Annotated in this window: 15 protein-coding genes; 7 read left to right on the plus strand and 8 right to left on the minus strand. The window is 63.3% G+C overall.

The window, feature by feature from the left end:
- Window positions 1-161: 161 nt before the first annotated feature.
- Together R1W01_RS12915 and R1W01_RS12920 are read left to right on the plus strand one after the other, a co-directional pair.
- The gene (locus tag R1W01_RS12915) at window positions 162-1,238 is read left to right on the plus strand and encodes an acetate/propionate family kinase (protein WP_297755673.1); all 1,077 of its coding nucleotides are present in this window, start codon (window positions 162-164) and stop codon (window positions 1,236-1,238) included.
- A 147-nt stretch (window positions 1,239-1,385) separates the two neighbouring features.
- Window positions 1,386-2,333 (plus strand): NAD(P)-dependent oxidoreductase, encoded by a 948-nt coding sequence (locus tag R1W01_RS12920; RefSeq protein WP_297755676.1) that lies wholly within the window; start codon window positions 1,386-1,388, stop codon window positions 2,331-2,333.
- A 15-nt stretch (window positions 2,334-2,348) separates the two neighbouring features.
- On the opposite strand, the gene R1W01_RS12925 is transcribed toward R1W01_RS12920, so the two are convergent.
- The 3 genes from R1W01_RS12925 to fsa all read right to left on the minus strand — a co-directional run bounded on the left by R1W01_RS12925 (window position 2,349) and on the right by fsa (window position 4,856).
- Window positions 2,349-3,272, minus strand: a complete 924-nt coding sequence (locus tag R1W01_RS12925) for a tyrosine recombinase XerC (RefSeq protein WP_297755970.1) — start codon at window positions 3,270-3,272, stop codon at window positions 2,349-2,351.
- Entirely contained in the window at window positions 3,260-3,967 is a 708-nt protein-coding gene (locus R1W01_RS12930) for a DUF484 family protein (protein ID WP_243614480.1), read from the minus strand. The genes R1W01_RS12925 and R1W01_RS12930 overlap by 13 nt, the downstream gene beginning before the upstream one ends.
- Before the next feature lie 235 nt (window positions 3,968-4,202).
- The gene (gene fsa, locus R1W01_RS12935) at window positions 4,203-4,856 is read right to left on the minus strand and encodes a fructose-6-phosphate aldolase (protein WP_297755681.1); all 654 of its coding nucleotides are present in this window, start codon (window positions 4,854-4,856) and stop codon (window positions 4,203-4,205) included.
- Between the two features lie 75 nt (window positions 4,857-4,931).
- On the opposite strand from fsa, the gene R1W01_RS12940 reads away from it, so the two are divergent.
- Window positions 4,932-7,184: a primosomal protein N' gene (locus R1W01_RS12940; protein ID WP_297755684.1), complete on the plus strand. Its 2,253-nt coding sequence runs from the start codon at window positions 4,932-4,934 to the stop codon at window positions 7,182-7,184.
- A gap of 117 nt (window positions 7,185-7,301) precedes the next feature.
- Here R1W01_RS12940 and R1W01_RS12945 read toward each other — a convergent pair whose 3' ends face one another.
- From R1W01_RS12945 to R1W01_RS12965, 5 genes are all read right to left on the minus strand, one after another.
- On the minus strand, window positions 7,302-8,024 hold the full coding sequence (locus R1W01_RS12945) for an anti-sigma factor domain-containing protein (protein WP_297755687.1): 723 nt from the start codon (window positions 8,022-8,024) through the stop codon (window positions 7,302-7,304).
- The gene (locus R1W01_RS12950) at window positions 8,021-8,485 is read right to left on the minus strand and encodes a sigma-70 family RNA polymerase sigma factor (RefSeq protein ID WP_411028168.1); all 465 of its coding nucleotides are present in this window, start codon (window positions 8,483-8,485) and stop codon (window positions 8,021-8,023) included. The genes R1W01_RS12945 and R1W01_RS12950 overlap by 4 nt, the downstream gene beginning before the upstream one ends.
- 215 nt (window positions 8,486-8,700) lie before the next feature.
- Window positions 8,701-9,513 carry a DUF4394 domain-containing protein gene (locus tag R1W01_RS12955; protein ID WP_411028161.1) on the minus strand — a complete coding sequence of 271 codons (813 nt, stop codon included), beginning with the start codon at window positions 9,511-9,513 and terminating at the stop codon, window positions 8,701-8,703.
- 99 nt (window positions 9,514-9,612) lie between these two features.
- Window positions 9,613-10,059 carry a PACE efflux transporter gene (locus R1W01_RS12960; protein WP_297755695.1) on the minus strand — a complete coding sequence of 149 codons (447 nt, stop codon included), beginning with the start codon at window positions 10,057-10,059 and terminating at the stop codon, window positions 9,613-9,615.
- Between the two features lie 139 nt (window positions 10,060-10,198).
- Window positions 10,199-11,263, minus strand: coding sequence for a YeeE/YedE family protein (locus R1W01_RS12965; protein ID WP_297755697.1), 1,065 nt, complete (start codon window positions 11,261-11,263; stop codon window positions 10,199-10,201).
- Between the two features lie 128 nt (window positions 11,264-11,391).
- Here R1W01_RS12965 and R1W01_RS12970 point away from each other — a divergent pair, with 128 nt between their 5' ends.
- The 4 genes from R1W01_RS12970 to R1W01_RS12985 all read left to right on the plus strand — a co-directional run bounded on the left by R1W01_RS12970 (window position 11,392) and on the right by R1W01_RS12985 (window position 15,588).
- Window positions 11,392-12,627, plus strand: coding sequence for an MFS transporter (locus R1W01_RS12970; protein WP_297755699.1), 1,236 nt, complete (start codon window positions 11,392-11,394; stop codon window positions 12,625-12,627).
- Between the two features lie 3 nt (window positions 12,628-12,630).
- On the plus strand, window positions 12,631-13,986 hold the full coding sequence (locus R1W01_RS12975) for an MATE family efflux transporter (protein WP_243614471.1): 1,356 nt from the start codon (window positions 12,631-12,633) through the stop codon (window positions 13,984-13,986).
- Window positions 13,987-14,038: 52 nt separating this feature from the next.
- Window positions 14,039-14,908: a 50S ribosomal protein L11 methyltransferase gene (locus tag R1W01_RS12980; RefSeq protein WP_297755702.1), complete on the plus strand. Its 870-nt coding sequence runs from the start codon at window positions 14,039-14,041 to the stop codon at window positions 14,906-14,908.
- 326 nt (window positions 14,909-15,234) lie between these two features.
- A complete protein-coding gene (locus tag R1W01_RS12985) occupies window positions 15,235-15,588 on the plus strand; it encodes a hypothetical protein (protein WP_297755704.1) in 354 nt (117 codons plus the stop codon).
- Window positions 15,589-15,609: the final 21 nt, after the last annotated feature.

A 15,609-nucleotide genomic window follows, 5' to 3' on the forward strand; every position in this document is an offset into this window, starting at 1 on the left:
CAGGCCATCGAGGACCAGAAAAACGGCATCACAACCCTCATCGAAGCCCTCATCAACCAAGAACTCGGAGAACCCTTCCGCAGAGACGCAATGACCAAACCCGTCCAAGTCGCAGGGATCAACCCCGCAGATATGAAGCGCTGAGACGGGAAGGCGGCGGCATGCGCCATATCCTAGTCGTCAACGCGGGATCCTCTTCCATCAAATTCGCGGTCTTCGGGCCGCGTCTTGAAGAGGTCTTGCGTGGCGGCGCCGAGGAGATTGGGGATGCCGCGCGCCTTAAGATCAACGGCGAGAGCCTTGCGGTGGAGATGCCCAGCCATGCCGATGCCTTGGCCGCGATACTCAGTGCGTTGAAGACGCGTCACATCGGTCTTGGCGATCTGGGCGGGATCGGGCACCGGGTTGTGCATGGTGGCATGAAACTGACGGCGCCTGCGCGGGTGACGCCCGAAGTGGAGGCCGAGATCGAATCCTGTGCCGCACTTGCACCGCTCCACAATCCAAACGCCCTGATGGTCATTCGTGCACTGCGGGACGTGGCGCCGGATATTCCGCAGGTGGCGGTCTTTGACACCGCTTTTCATGCCACCAATCCCGAGGTGGCCCGACGCTATGCCATTCCGGCGGCGCAGGACGCGGCGGGAATGCGGCGCTATGGGTTTCACGGGATATCCTATGCGTCGATGGTTGACGCCCTTGGCGCGGACGTACCGCCACGCCTTCTGGCGCTGCATCTTGGCAATGGGGCGAGCCTCTGTGCCATTCGAGACGGCAAGAGCGTCGCCACGACGATGGGCTATTCGCCGCTGGATGGGCTTCCCATGGGCACCCGGGCCGGGAGCCTTGATCCGATTGTCGCGCTTCGGTTGGCGCGCGAGGTCGGTGTTACGCAGGCCGAGACTATTCTCAACAAGGAAAGCGGGTTGCTGGCGCTTGGCGGGACGCATGACATGGCGATGCTCGTGCCGCGCAAAGACGAGGCGGCACGGTTCGCGGTGGACCATTTTTGCTACTGGGCCGTGCGCCACGCGGGGTCGATGGTCGCCGCGATGGGAGGGCTTGATGCGATCGCCTTTACCGGGGGGATCGGTGAGAACGCCGATACCATACGAAAGCGTATTGTTGAGGGGCTTACGTTCTTGGGGGATGTGCCTGTGCATGTTGTCCCGGCGCAGGAAGAGCGGCAGATTGCAAAGCACTGCTTTCAGAATATCACCATTCCCCTGAGGCATTGAGCTGAAAAGGCGTGTCCTTGATATGCGCATCGTGGCAAGACCGCTGGGCCTCTGCTGAGGGCTTTTTCGCATCATGTCGCAAACGGTCGGTTTGCACGGAGAGTCGCGCCGCTAGGCTCTCCGGTAAGTGATGCAGGGAGAGGGTGCATGAAGATCGGATTTATCGGACTTGGCAATGTCGGTGGTAAGCTCAGCGCGAGCCTCTTGCGCAATGGCGTTGATCTCGTGGTGCATGATCTTGATGCGGCGCTTGTCGCGGATTTCACTGCGCGCGGGGCGATCGCGGGGGAAAGCCCGGCCCAGATGATGCGCGACTGTGATGCGGTGATCACCTGTCTGCCGTCCCCGGCGGCGTCAGATGCGGTCCTGCAGGAGATGCTGCCAGAGGTGGGACCGGGCAAGATCTGGATGGAAATGTCGACGACCGACGAGGCCGAGGTCAAGCGCCTTGGCGGCGATGTCATCGCGCGCGGCGGGGCGGCTGTCGATTGCCCTGTCTCAGGCGGGTGTCATCGCGCGGCGACGGGCAATATCGCGATTTTTGCAGGCTGCGCACGCGGGACCTTCGAGCGTATCCTGCCGCTTCTGACCAAGATGGGGCGGCGCGTGTTGCATACGGGCGATCTTGGCACAGCGTCTGTTCTCAAGGTGGTGACGAACTATCTCGCGACGGCCAATCTCCTCACGATTTGTGAGGCATTGGTGACGTCGAAGGCAGCGGGGATGGACCTCAACACGGCTTTTGAAGCGATCCGCATTTCCTCGGGCAATTCCTTCGTGCATGAGACCGAAAGTCAGGTGATCCTCAACGGCTCGCGCGATATCTCCTTTACGATGGACCTTGTGAAGAAGGATATCGGTCTGTTTCAGGATGTGGCCGACCGTGCCGGGGTGCCGCTCGAGATCAATCCGAAGATGATCGAGATTTTTGAGGACGGGATCGCGCGTTATGGCGAGCGCGAGCTTTCACCCAATATCATCCGGCGGCTGGAAGATGCGACCGGGCTCGACATTCGCGCACCGGGCTTCCCGCCGGAAATGATTGATGATGAACCCGAAGAACCGGGCTATGAGATCGTGCCCAAGCGGCGTTGAGGCTTTGGCTGCCGATCAGGCCTTGGGGTGGGTCTTTTGGTAGACTTCCATAAGCCGCGCCGTGTCGACCGCCGTGTAGGCCTGAGTCGTCGAGAGGGAAGCATGGCCAAGGAGTTCCTGAATCGCGCGTAGATCACCGCCAGCCTCGAGAAGGTGGGTGGCAAAGCTATGGCGCAGGGCGTGGGGCGTCGCGGTCGCGGGCAGGCCGAGTTGCATCCGCAGGTTGGCCATCAGCCCCGACACGATGCGAGGCGAGAGCCGCCCGCCACGCTTGCCGCGAAACAGCGGGTCCTCACCCTCGACGGGGAAGGGGCAGGCCGTGACATAGGCGTCAACCGCGTCGCGGGCGGCGTCGATCACGGGCAGGATGCGTTCCTTGCCGCCCTTGCCGAGAATACGTAGCGACCGTGGCAGCGGCGCGTCCGCACCATTGAGCGCCAGCGCTTCGGAGATGCGCAACCCACAGCCATAGAGCAGCGTCAGAACCGCCACGTCGCGCGCGGCGACCCACGGTTCGGAGGCCTGCACCTCGGCGGTCTCGATCACGGCGCGGGCCGCGTCGGGGGCAAGGGGGCGGGGGAGCTTCTTTTGGAACTTCGGGGCGCGGGTTGAGAGGACGGCGGTGGCGTCGAACCCGTCGCGTTCGGAAAACCAGCGGTAAAAACTCTTCACCGCCGAGAGCTTGCGCGCCAGCGACCGCGCGCCGAGCCCGCCGCGACGCAGATGCGCCATCCAAGCGCGCATATCGGAGGTTGTCACACGCGTCAGCGGGGCGAGACCTTGCGGATCGCCCTTGTGTTCGGTGAGGAAGGTGAGGAATTCGACAAGGTCGGTGCGGTAGGCGGTCAACGTGTTGGTGGAGGCACCGCCGAGCGCAGAGGCCGAGGCAAGCCAGTCTTGGAGCGCGTCGCGGGCCGCCGGGGAAATCACGACAACCAGCGACGCATGGCGCGCTCGAACACCCCGCCAAAGAAGGCGAGGAGGTCGGTGCCTTGCTGCGGCGTGAACTGATGCGGGTCTTCCGCGCCCATGACGAGGAGGCCGGGCAAGCGGCCTTCGCCGAAGTCGAGCTTCAGACAAGCTTCGGAGCGGATCCAGTCGGATTTTTCGCCGTAGATCGCAGTGGTGCCGCCCTGAAGCTGGCGTAGGGTGACTTGGCGGATGGGCATATTGCGCCCGCCGCTCAGGTAGTCATCGACAAAGCCCGGTTCGGCCACGGAGAGCACATCGCCGAGGCGGCGAATGGAAGGCTCGTCGTCGGATTGCGCGGATTCGAGCACGAGGCGCACGGAATCGACGCGCAGGATTTCGGCCACTTCGCCGCCGAGATCGTGTAGGAAGGGTTCGAATTCGACCGGATCGAGCATGCGCAGGATGGCGCGATGCACCTGATTGGTGCCGGCGAGGTTTTCATAGGCCGCCGCGATCACCGAACGGTGCGTATCCTCAAGCCGGTCGAGCCGCGCCTCGAGCCGTTCCATCGCGATGCCGCGCAGGTCGACGATATTGCCGCCCATGGATTTCTCATTCGCCGCGATCAGGGCGTGCATCACGTCCTGGTCGTCGAGAATCATGTCGGGTTCAGAAATGATCTTTTCGCGAAGCGAGTCGTCGATCTTGGCGTTGCTGCTCATACGGACCTCTAACCGGGTATTTGGCGGGACTTTAACAGAGGCAGCGCGTGAATGCCTCCCCTTTTTTGGGCGGCATTCTAGCGGAGGGCGGCGGAGGGGCGCTGCCCCTCTTGGCCGCAGGCGGCATGTCGCTCAAAAGTGGGAACCGGTTTTGAGCTCCTCGGGCATGCGCATGAAAACAGCCAATTCACCCCGGGATATTTTCGGCAAGAGGAAGAGAGGGGCGTTGTGCCCCTTACAGGATCTTGATGCCCGCGGCCTTGATGTCGGCGAGGAAGGCGTCGAGGCCCTTGTCGGTCAGGGGGTGGTTGACCATCGCCTTGATGACGCCCGGGGGGGCGGTCATCACGTCGGCGCCGACAAGCGCGCTTTGGGTGACGTGGTTCACGGTGCGGATCGAGGCGGCGAGGATCTGGGTCTCGTAGCCGTAATTGTCATAGATCGCGCGGATGTCGCCGATCAGGTCCATGCCGTCGAGGTTGATGTCGTCCAGCCGTCCGATGAAGGGCGAGATGAAGGTTGCACCCGCCTTGGCGGCGAGAAGCGCCTGGTTGGCGGAGAAGCAGAGCGTCACGTTGACCATGTGGCCCTCGTCGGTGAGCACCTTGCAGGCCTTGAGCCCGTCCCAGGTCAGCGGCACCTTGACGGCGATGTTGTCCGCGATCTCGACCAGCTTGCGGCCTTCGGCGATCATGGTGTCGGCCTCGGTCGCGGTCACTTCGGCAGAGACGGGGCCGTCGACGAGATCACAGATTTCCTTGGTGACTTCCATGATGTCACGGCCGGATTTCTTGATAAGCGAGGGGTTGGTGGTCACACCGTCCACCATGCCGAGCGCATTCAGTTCGGCGATGGCGTCGATGTCGGCGGTATCAACGAAGAATTTCATGGCTGCGCGTCCTTTTCTGGGCTTGCCTCGGTTCGGCTTGCGTTTACCGCAAGTTTTGCGATGCTGAAACCCCTCATGCGGCGCCCGGGTGCGCGCTATGGGGCGGCAAGGCGGTTTTCAGGCGAGCATGGTGTGACGGAGCAGGATTTCTTCGAGGAGGGGGCCCTCGTGGCGGTGCAGACGACGCAACCGCTTGACCGCGCGCTTGATTACAAGGCGCCGGAGGGGGGCTGTTTTCGTGGGGCTTTCGTAGAGGTTCCGCTTGGGCCGAGGAAGGTTCCGGGCGTGGTCTGGGGGCCGGGGCGCGGGGACTATGACCGTGCGAAGATTCGACCCGTCAACCGGGTGCTCGACGTGGCGCCGATGCGGCGCGAGATGGCGGACTTTCTTGAGCGGGCGGGCGAATATACGCTGACGCCGCTGCATGCGATGCTGCGGCTTGCAATGCGGGCGCCGGGGCTTTCGGACCCGCCGTCGATGCGCAAAGTGTTCCGGCTTGGCGAAGGAGAGCCGGACCGACAGACCGAGGCGCGCAAGCGGGTCATCGAGGTTTTGCAGGATTATGGCGGGCTGGCCTTTACGCTCAAGGAGTTGAGCGAGATGGCGGGGGTGACATCGAGCGTCGTCAAAGGCTTGGCCAAACAGGGGGTGGTGCGCGAGGAGGACACGCCGCGCGACATGCCGTTTCCGAGGCTCGACCCGGACTATGCCAAGCGCGACCTGACAGAGGATCAAGCCGTCGCCGCCGCCGCGATGCGGGCCGGGATTGAGGCGGGGCGCTACGGCACAACGCTTTTGCGCGGGGTCACCGGATCGGGCAAGACGGAAGTCTATCTCGAGGCGGTGGCGGACACGCTGCGCAAGGGGCGGCAAGCCCTTGTTTTACTGCCTGAAATCGCGCTTACGGCGGAGTTCCTGACGCGGGTGGAAGCGCGGTTTGGCACCAAGCCCGCCGAGTGGCATTCGGGCGTGACGATGACCGAGCGCCGGCGCATCTGGAAGATGGTCGGACAAGGCGGCGCGGAGTTGGTCATCGGCGCGCGCTCGGCGCTTTTCCTACCGTTCCGCGATCTTGGGTTGATCGTCGTCGATGAGGAACATGACACGTCCTACAAGCAGGAGGACGGGGTGCTCTACAATGCGCGGGATATGGCGGTGCTTCGGGCGTCGATCTGCGAGGCGCAGGTGGTGTTGGCGTCGGCGACGCCGAGTTTGGAGAGCTGGGCCAATGCGGAGGCGGGGAAATACCAGCGGTTGGAGCTGACGTCGCGGTTCGGCGAGGCGGTGTTGCCGGAGATGCGAGCGATCGACATGCGGGCGGAGGAGGTGCCGCGCGGGCGGTGGGTTTCGCCGACCCTTCAGAGGGAGGTTTCGGAGCGGATCGAGAAGGGGGAGCAGTCGCTTCTTTTCATCAACCGACGCGGCTATGCGCCGGTGACGATTTGCCGGGCTTGTGGCGAAAAAATCAATTGTGATCAATGCGATGCGACGATGGTGGAGCATCGGTTCCTGAAGCGGCTCGTGTGCCACCAGTGCGGCGAGACGAAGCCGATCCCGGAGGCCTGCCCGGCCTGTGGAAAAGAGGACACGCTGGCCCCGGTGGGCCCCGGTGTTGAGCGGCTTGCCGAAGAGGCGGCGGCGCTCTGGCCGGAGGCGCGGTTGGCGGTGTTGTCGTCGGATTTGTTTGCGTCGGCGCGGGCATTGAAAGAGGGGATCAACGCGATTGCGGCGGGGGGGGCGGATATCATCATCGGTACGCAACTGGTCGCAAAGGGACATAACTTTCCGCTGCTCACGCTGGTCGGTGTGATTGATGCCGATCTGGGCCTTCAGGGGTCGGATTTGCGCGCTGCCGAGCGCACCTTTCAACTCATGCGGCAGGTCGCGGGACGGGCCGGGCGGTCAGAGCGTAAGGGGTTGGCATTGTTGCAGACTTTTCAGCCGGAACACCCGGTCATCCGGTCGATCATGGCGGGCGACGAAGAGGGATTCTGGAGCGCGGAGGCGCGCGAGCGGCAGGCGGCAGGCGTGCCGCCATATGGGCGCATGGCGGGGATCATCTTGTCGTCGCCGGACGTGCAGCAGGTGTTTGATCTTGGCAATGCGCTGGCGCGGCAGGATGGGCCGTTAAGGGCGGTGGGGGCGCAGGTTTACGGACCGGCACCAGCGCCGATTGCGCGTATTCGGGGGCGGCATCGGGTGCGCCTGTTGGTGAAGGCGGACAAGGGGGTGCGGCTTCAGCCGGCACTGGCCGAATGGGTTGGGCAATTCCGCCTGAAGGGGGATATCCGCCTTGCCGTCGATATCGACCCGCAGAGCTTCTATTAACGCGAAAAACCAATGTCGGTATCACGTCGGTATTGCGTCGGTATCGCGTATGTGCGCCGCGGGGCGTAAGCGGATTTCTTCACAGAGATCAAAAGATTGGAAACGTAACGCGCCCTGTCAGGTCACAGGTTCCTTGGCGAGACCTTTGCCAAGGATCGGCCCGGTCGGCAGGTTCGTCGGAGAGCCGCCAGCGGGTTCGAAGGTGATCTCGTAGAGCTGCTGCGGATGGGGCGTTGGCAGGCCTTCGATGGTGAAGGTCATCGAGGTGCCCGAGGACAGCAGACCGAGCGAGACCGGCAGGCCGTCGTCTTCGGGCTTGGTCCAGACTTGCATCACTTGATCGTCGGGGACGTTCGGCGCTTCGAGGAGGGTTACGCGGGTGGTGTTGTCGGCGCCGCTTTCGACGAGGGCGATGGCTTCACCGCTATCGTTGACGAGCACGGCGATCACCACCGGGTCGGGCTGCATGAGGCTCATCCAGCCGACAAGCACAGCGAGCAGGAGAGAGGCCGCAATGCTGCCAAGGGCGGTCGCGCGCCAGCGGCCAAGCGCAGTTTGTGCCGGGGCAAGGGGAACGACATTGGACGGCGCGGACGACTCGTCTTCGGCCTTGGCGGGCGCGGTGTCGAGCGCGGGCTCGACGCGGCTCCAGAAGTCGGCGGGCAGGGGCAGGGGATCGGCGGTCTCGTCAAGCGGCGCAAACCGGGCGCGGGCAAAGTCGAGACGCGCGGCGAGGGCCGGGTCGTCGAGGGCGCGGGCCTCGAGATCGGCCATCTCCGCCTCGTCGGCAAGGCCGAGGGCGATTTCGTCCATCAGGGTCTCAAGAGAACGATCTGTCATGACAGGCACTCCCGGAGTTTGCCCAGCCCGCGCCGGACCCACGATTTGACAGACCCGAGCGGGGCCGCCATGCGACCGGCAATCTCTCCGTGACTATGGCCAAGGATATAAGAGGCCAAGATCGCCCGCCGTGTGTTGAGGTCGAGCCTTTCGAGGCAGCGGCGCAGGTCGGTCGATCTGTCGAGCCGGTCAAAGGCGGTGTCGAGTTCGCGGTCGTTGAGCGCATGTTCCACAACTTCGGGGGCCATGGGATCGGTGCGGTCCTCGTTGCGCAACATGGTCAGGCAGCGATTGCGCAGGATGGTATAGAGCCACCCCTTGGCCGTGCCGCGGGTCTCGTCGAACTGGTGCGCCCGCTGCCAGATCAGGACAAGTGCATCCTGTAGCGCGTCTTCGGCAAGGTCGGTGCGGCGCAACATGCGCCGCGCGACGCCAAGCATCCGCCCGCCTTCAGCGTGCATGATCTCTTGCAGGGCGGATTTGTCACCAGCCGCGCAGGCCTTGATCAGCTTTGCATAGTCCGTCACGCGCTTGTCTGCTTTCCTCTTGCGGTCCCAACGCGGGGCCGCGATGCGAAAAGAGGTATTGTGCACGGTGTCGCCTGTCAAACGGGTTGGAGAAAGGTGGCTGACGCGCAACCGCGGGCGCGCCAGCCGGAGGGACCACTCTTTACCGATTACTTCGCGGTCATGAAGGTGATGTCGCGCACGGCCACGCCATCCGCGCCCTTGATCTCCCAGCTTTCCTCGACCGCGCCGGTTTCAAGCGACACAGTGTGCATCATGCCGGAGGCGACGAGCCAGGCGGTGTTTTCGCCTTCGGCGTTGGTCGCGATGTCGAAAGCATAGGTGTCGGCGGCGTCGATGCCGAGCTTGCCGATGGCGGCGAGGGTGCCGTCATTGGGCGAAGTCTGCTGAATCAGCGCGACGATGGTGCTGTCGATGTCATACATCGCGGTCGCGTCGGGCTTGCCATAGGAGTTGATATAGGCGGCTGCGACGATGGCCGGGGCTTCGCCTGCGTGCATGTCGGCCTCTTCAAAGGCGAGCGAGCCGTCGACCGTCACCGCACCGCTTTCGATATCGACGCGGTGGTTGGTGGTGCCGGACATGAAGCGCAGCTTGTTGGCTTTGGGGTTGAAGTCGACGATGACGGGCGCGTCGCCCATGATCGGCAGTTCCTTGTCCATGGTGGAGATCACCATGGCCTTGCCGGTCATCGGGTCGATTTCCACGATGTCGAACCCGGCGGTGACGCCGATGAGTTGGCCGGTGGCGGGGCGCAGGTCGATGCCGAGGAGCTTGTCGACGCCGTCCACGTCCATCGAGGCTTTGACGGTGGCGGTCTTGGCGTCGATCTTGTGCAGGGTCTTGTCGCCGGAGAGGCCAATGGCCATCAGGCCGTGATCCCCGTGGCCATCGGCCAGCGCGGCGGCGCCGGAGGCCAGAAGAGTAGCAATGCTCAGGGCGGAAACGGTCTTGTTCATCATATCGTCCTCAAGTCTGTTCGACTGCGGCCAATCCGCAGCTTCCTATTCTCTAGGACTCGTGGTCGGGGGCGTTTGGATGCAGGGGACGCAGATTTTTTTTCACGACGCCTTGTTTGCGGCGCTGTCGTGGTGCCACTCGGGGAGTGGGAAAAGGCGGTCATAGGCCCAGTTAAAGGCGAAGGCGTAGACCATGTAGAACGCCGCAAAGGAGACATCCATCACGAAGGCATGCCAGAGCGAGATGTCGAGATACCAAGCGATGAAGGGCATCAGGACAAAGAGGAGGCCGACCTCGAACAAGACCGCGTGGACAAGGCGCAGGGGCGTGGTTTTCCAAGTGGATCCGGTCAGCCGCTTGAGGCCGAGGTCGAAGAGGTAATTGTAGGCCAGGTTCCAGAGCGTCGCGAGCGTGGCGCTGACGAGGGCGACAACGCCGGTATCGTGCAGGGAGATGCCAAAGATCAGCGCGCCGAGGGGGACGACAATCAGGAGGGCGATGATTTCGAAGCTGAGGGCGTGGCGGAGACGGTCGAGCGGAGAGCGCATGGGAGTTTTCTATCGGGCCGGGCCGTCCCGGAATGGTGCCGTTATGGGGAGGTCGTCCTCGCAACGGGGTCTAGATAGAAGCTCGGGGGGTGGGTTTCAAGCGGGGCCTCGGATGTGCCGGGCCCCGTGCGCGATGGTGTCAGGCGGCGGCGGGGGCGCGGCCGCGCTGGTCGATGAGGATGTCGGTCGCCATGGCGCCGATCCACATACAGAAGAGCGCCATCCAAGCGGTGCCCGCGAAGATCGAGCCGCCGGTGACGCCCGCGCCGATGGCGCAGCCGCCAGCGAGCATGGCGCCGAACCCCATGAGCACGGCCCCGAACATGGCGCGGCGCATGTTGCTTTCGGTGTCAAAGCCCTGAAACTTGAACTCACGCGTCAGGATCGAGGCGAGGAAAGAGCCGATCACCACGCCCGGCACGAGGCCGACGTCGAATTCAAGCACCGCATCGCGGTCGAGGAAGAACATCAACGTATGGGCCGAGGGGCCGGAGAAGGTCGCGCTTTCGATCTGCACGGGCTCAAAGGCGACCTGCGCCAACTCGTAGGTGGCGACCCAGCCGACGGCGACGGCAAAACCGACGCCCGCGCCAAAGATCAGGCGGCGCGCACCGAGGCGGTTCTTGCGGGCGATGACGAGGGCGAGGATTGCCATCAGGATGCCGAAGACGAGGCCGGACAGCTCGGGCAGGCGGAAGAAAGCGATCAGGTCGAGGTTGCGTCCGCCCGAGGTCACCCAGAGGCCCGCGAGATAGTCGCGGGGGCCGGACAGGATTCCCTTGAGGCTCATCTGGGCGACCACGGCGAAGATCAGGCCGGAGACCACCGAGCGCAGGTTGCCATTGGCGGCAAGCACGAGGAGACGGCCGGAACAGCCGCGCGACAGCACCATGCCGACGCCGAACATCAGCCCGCCGAGGATCGCGCCGGACCAGCTTCCGGGGACGGCCATCATGCGGGCGTCTGCGGAATACATCAGACCAAGCGCCTGTGCGCCCTGCACCCAGACGATGGCGGTCGAGATGGTCAGGAGCCAGACCGCGACCTTGTCGCCAAGCTGACCACGGGCGAATTCCACGGTTGCGGCACGCAGGCAGAAGCGCGAGCGCTGGGCCGCGACCCCGAAGATGACACCGGTCAAAAGACCAAGAAGGGCGGCTGTCGGCGCTTCGCCGATACGTTCGACAAGGGCGAGAACATCCATGGCGGTTCCAAATCCTTTTTCGCAATTGCGAGGATATAGGCGCGCAAGGGGCAGAGCTGCTTTGATTCAGATCACAAAAGGATGTGAAACGTCTCGCCTTTTGTCAGGGAAAGGCGTAATCGCAATACATGTTGCGTAAAATGAGTCTTGACGAGGCGCAGGATCTTCCGGTCTGGCGCAGGCCAGTGGCCCTATTGTTCCTGATGGCCTTGGGGATGCCGATCGCGTTCAATACGTGGTCCGCTTTGTTGAATAACTTCGTCATCGAGGTTGCGGATTTTGACGGCTCAGACATTGGCCTTCTGCATACGGTGCGCGAGATTCCGGGCTTTTTCGCCATTGGTGTGATTGCCCTTCTGCTTGTCATGCGTGAGCAGGTTCTCGGTGTTGTCTCGCTCCTTCTTCTGGGGGTTGCGACGGCGGTCACGGCGTGGTTTCCGTCGCTTGCGGGGATCCTGACGATCACCATGCTCAGCTCGATCGGGTTTCACTATTACGAGACGGTGAACCAATCCCTACAGCTTCAATGGCTCGACAAGCTTCGCGCGCCGAAGGTGCTTGGCTGGCTTCTCGCGGCCGGATCGGCGGCGACGCTTGTGGCCTATGGCGCGATTGTCCTGACGTGGAAGGCGTTCGATCTTTCCTACAACAGCGTTTACCTTGCCGGGGGCGGCATCACGGCGGTGATCGCGATCTTCGCCTTCTTTGCCTATCCGCAGTTTGAGGAGCGCACGCCGCAGGTGCGTAAGATGGTGTTGAAGAAGCGCTATTGGCTCTATTACGCGCTTCAGTTCATGGCGGGCGCGCGGCGGCAGATCTTTGTCGTCTTTGCTGGCTTCATGATGGTTGAGCGGTTCGGGTTTGAGGTGCACGAGATCACGGCGCTTTACCTCATCAACCTTGTCGCCAACATGATGCTTGCGCCAATCTTTGGCGCCGCGGTGGCGCGGTTCGGAGAGCGGCGGACGCTCATTTTCGAATATGCGGGCCTTGCCATCGTGTTCCTTCTTTATGGCGGCATCTACTTCTTTGGCTGGGGCGTGATCCTTGCCGCGACGCTTTATGTCGTGGACCATATGCTGTTTGCGCTGGCGCTTGCGCTCAAGACCTATTTCCAGAAGATCGCCGACCCCGAGGATATTGCGCCGACGGCGGCGGTTGCCTTCACCATCAACCATATCGCGGCGGTGTTCCTGCCGGTGCTTCTTGGGCTGTTGTGGCTGGCTTCGCCCGGCGCGGTGTTCATCCTCGCAGCGGGCATGGCCTGCACCTCGCTTTGCCTGTCGCTCCTTGTGCCGCGCCATCCTGAGAAGGGCAACGAGACGCGCCTCGTGCGGATGCGCGTGGCGACGCCGGCGGAGTAGGTCATGGACGGCAAACGCGGTAGATTTCTTGACGGGCCGACGATGGGGCATGTGGTGCGCATGACCCTTGCCGGGACGACAGGCATCACCTTTGTCTTCCTTGTCGACCTTGCCAACCTGTTCTGGATTTCACGGATCGGCGATCCCAAGCTCGTGGCGGCCATAGGCTATGCCTTTGCGATCCAGTTCTTTGCGGTTTCGGTCGGTGTTGGTCTGATGATCGCGGGAACCGCCATCGTGTCGCGCCGCATTGGCATGGGAGAAAGCGCGCGGGCGCGCCATGATGCGACAGCGGCGTTGATCCTGACGGTGCTTGTGCAGGGGCTTGTGGCCTTGTCCATCGTGCTTTTCCGCGACCCGATGTTGCGGCTTGCCGGGGCGGAGGGCGAGACGCTTGCCCTCGCCGAGCGTTATGTGCTGATTTCCATGCCCTCGCTTCTTGTCATGGGGGCCGGGCTTGCCGGGCAGGCGGCGCTTCGGGCGGAAGGCGACGGGCGGCGGTCGATGCTGGTCACGCTGACCTCCGGGTCGGTGGCGATGGTGGCGGATCCGATCCTGATCCTGACGCTTGGCCTTGGCCTTGATGGCGCAGCACTCGGGGTTGTCTTGTCGCGGTTCGTGATGGCGGGGATGGCGCTTTTGTTCGCGATCCGCGTGCATGACCTTTTCGCGCGTCCCGAGGTGTGGGCGGTGCGTCGGGCAATCCGGCCATTCGTGGCGGTGGCGGTTCCGGCGATCCTCACCCAGATGGCGACACCCTTTGCCAACTACCTTCTGACCGGGGTCATCGCGAGCTTTGGCGACAACGCGGTGGCGGCTTGGGCGGTGGTGAACCGGCTGACCGTGGTGGCCTTTGGTGGCATCTTCTCGCTTTCGGGCGCGATTGGCGGCATCTTTGGGCAGAATTTCGGCGCGGGGCTGCATGACCGGCTGCGCTCGACCTTCCGCGATGCGCTCATTTTCTGCGCGGGCTACACCCTCCTCGCCTGGGCACTTCTGGCGGCGACGGCGCCGATGGTGGTCAAGGGGTTCGGCCTGATCGGGGTGGGCGAGACGGTCTACCTCACCTTCGCACGGGTCGGGGCGGGGGCGTTTGTGTTCGTCGGTGCGGCCTATGTTGCCAATGCGGCCTTCAACAACCTTGGCAAGGCGACGCGCTCCACAGTGATCAACTGGCTTCGCGATGGGGTTCTGATCCTGCCGGCGGCATGGGTCTTTGCCGAATGGTACGGGGCGACAGGCGTGGTCTATGCGCAGGCGCTTGTCGGGGCCATTGTCGGGCTGTTCGCGGCGGCGTGGAGCCGTGCCTTCCTTGCCCGGATCGGGCAGGAGACCCCACCGCAGCGCGCACGCCCTTGACGGGACGAGCCCTTGGGCCTACGCCGCTTGGCAGAGCACAGGAGCCTTCGACATGCCCACATTCACCGCCTTCACGACCCTTGCCGGGAAAGCCCCCGCCGACTCTCTTGGTGAGGCGATGGAACGCCTGCAGCCCGAGCCGACCGGCGTTGGCGTGTTCGAGATCGAGGATGGATCGGGCCTCTGGGAAGTGGGCGGCTATTTCACCGAGGCGCCCGACGCAGCCGCATTGGCGGTTCTGGCGGTGGCGTTTGAGGCCAAGCCGTTCGTGGTGTCCGAACTGCCGGAAACCGATTGGGTCGCCAAGGTCAAACGCGAGCTGGCCCCGGTCGAGGCCGGGCGGTTCTTTGTCTATGGCAGCCATGATGCAGACAAGGTGCCCGAGGGTGCGGAGCCGCTATTGATCGAGGCGGCGATGGCGTTCGGCACCGGGCATCACGGCACGACGCTTGGCTGTCTCAAGGGATTGGACCGGTTGGCCAATGAAGGGTTTGTCGGCAAGAACGTCGCCGATATCGGCTGTGGCACGGCGGTGCTTGCCATGGGTGCGGCGCGGATCTGGCCAGAGACGGTTCTGGCGAGCGATATCGATCAGGTCGCGGTCGACGTGGCAGAGGCCAATGTGGCGGCAAACGGGCTCGAGGGGCGTGTGGTCTGTCTTGAGGCGGCGGGGTTCGGTCATCCCGACCTTGCGGCGCGCGCGCCTTATGACCTTGTCTTTGCCAATATCCTCAAAGCACCGTTGATCGATCTCGCGCCGGATATGGGGGCCAATATCATCGGCGGCGGATATGCGATCCTGTCAGGAATTCTCAACGAGCAGGCGGACGAGGTTGTTGCGGCCTATGACGCGACGGGGTTCGGCGTGCATACGCGCGAAGAGATCGGCGAGTGGACGACCCTGACCTTGACCCGGCGCTGAGGCACGGCGGTTGACAGGGGCGCGGCCACGGCCGCGCGCAGGTTTTCTCGTCATCGCGCCCAAGGGCGCGCTGCCTGCGGAAATGCCTCCGGCGGGAGTATTTTCACAAAGGAGAAGGACGGGGCGACGATTCGCGCTCTGTTGCCCGTTTGGAAACGTATGGAAAGCTCTCAAGCCATTGTTTCCAAGTTACTTTCAGCCAGTCGAAAACTGGACGGTAATTGTCTAAAACTGGCCTGATTTGAGGGGGTTTGCCTTAGTTTCGCCACATTTCGGAGCCAATCAGACCATGTTTGGTGGGGGCCGAACAGAATGTGACCTCTGCCATGAGCGACTCTTACAAAGATTTTCAGGCCCGCGTTGCGCGGATCTATGATTTGAACGAGACGACGACCCGTGACACGTCGAGCCGGGTCAGCGTTCATCGTGAGCCGAACGGATATGTTGTCATCCGGGGCGCACGTCCCTCCATGCGTATTCCCTGGACCGGTATCCTGATGGTGCTGGCGGCGGTTTTCATGCTCAAGGGCGCCGTGATGGCGCGGCTTGGCGCGGATTTCTACAAATCGGAGATCGGGCGGCTGCGCCCGTCGACCGTGCTTGAACAGATCGGAACCTGGACGATGCGTCCGGACCCGATCTCAAGCTGGGTCGCCCGGCAGATCAAGACACTTAGCTGATCCCTCCAAATCAGCAGGCGG

This window comes from Shimia sp. FJ5 (genome assembly GCF_032918335.1).
GTDB lineage: Bacteria > Pseudomonadota > Alphaproteobacteria > Rhodobacterales > Rhodobacteraceae > Shimia > Shimia aestuarii_A.

Coding starts and splice junctions, on each gene's coding strand:
- R1W01_RS12915 (WP_297755673.1), top strand. CDS start 162: ATGCGCCATATCCTAGTCGTCAACGCGGGATCCTCTTCCATCAAATTC.
- R1W01_RS12920 (WP_297755676.1), top strand. CDS start 1,386: ATGAAGATCGGATTTATCGGACTTGGCAATGTCGGTGGTAAGCTCAGC.
- R1W01_RS12930 (WP_243614480.1), bottom strand. CDS start 3,967: ATGAGCAGCAACGCCAAGATCGACGACTCGCTTCGCGAAAAGATCATT.
- fsa (WP_297755681.1), bottom strand. CDS start 4,856: ATGAAATTCTTCGTTGATACCGCCGACATCGACGCCATCGCCGAACTG.
- R1W01_RS12940 (WP_297755684.1), top strand. CDS start 4,932: ATGCGGCGCCCGGGTGCGCGCTATGGGGCGGCAAGGCGGTTTTCAGGC.
- R1W01_RS12945 (WP_297755687.1), bottom strand. CDS start 8,024: ATGACAGATCGTTCTCTTGAGACCCTGATGGACGAAATCGCCCTCGGC.
- R1W01_RS12950 (WP_411028168.1), bottom strand. CDS start 8,485: ATGCACGCTGAAGGCGGGCGGATGCTTGGCGTCGCGCGGCGCATGTTG.
- R1W01_RS12955 (WP_411028161.1), bottom strand. CDS start 9,513: ATGATGAACAAGACCGTTTCCGCCCTGAGCATTGCTACTCTTCTGGCC.
- R1W01_RS12960 (WP_297755695.1), bottom strand. CDS start 10,059: ATGCGCTCTCCGCTCGACCGTCTCCGCCACGCCCTCAGCTTCGAAATC.
- R1W01_RS12965 (WP_297755697.1), bottom strand. CDS start 11,263: ATGGATGTTCTCGCCCTTGTCGAACGTATCGGCGAAGCGCCGACAGCC.
- R1W01_RS12970 (WP_297755699.1), top strand. CDS start 11,392: ATGTTGCGTAAAATGAGTCTTGACGAGGCGCAGGATCTTCCGGTCTGG.
- R1W01_RS12975 (WP_243614471.1), top strand. CDS start 12,631: ATGGACGGCAAACGCGGTAGATTTCTTGACGGGCCGACGATGGGGCAT.
- R1W01_RS12980 (WP_297755702.1), top strand. CDS start 14,039: ATGCCCACATTCACCGCCTTCACGACCCTTGCCGGGAAAGCCCCCGCC.
- R1W01_RS12985 (WP_297755704.1), top strand. CDS start 15,235: ATGAGCGACTCTTACAAAGATTTTCAGGCCCGCGTTGCGCGGATCTAT.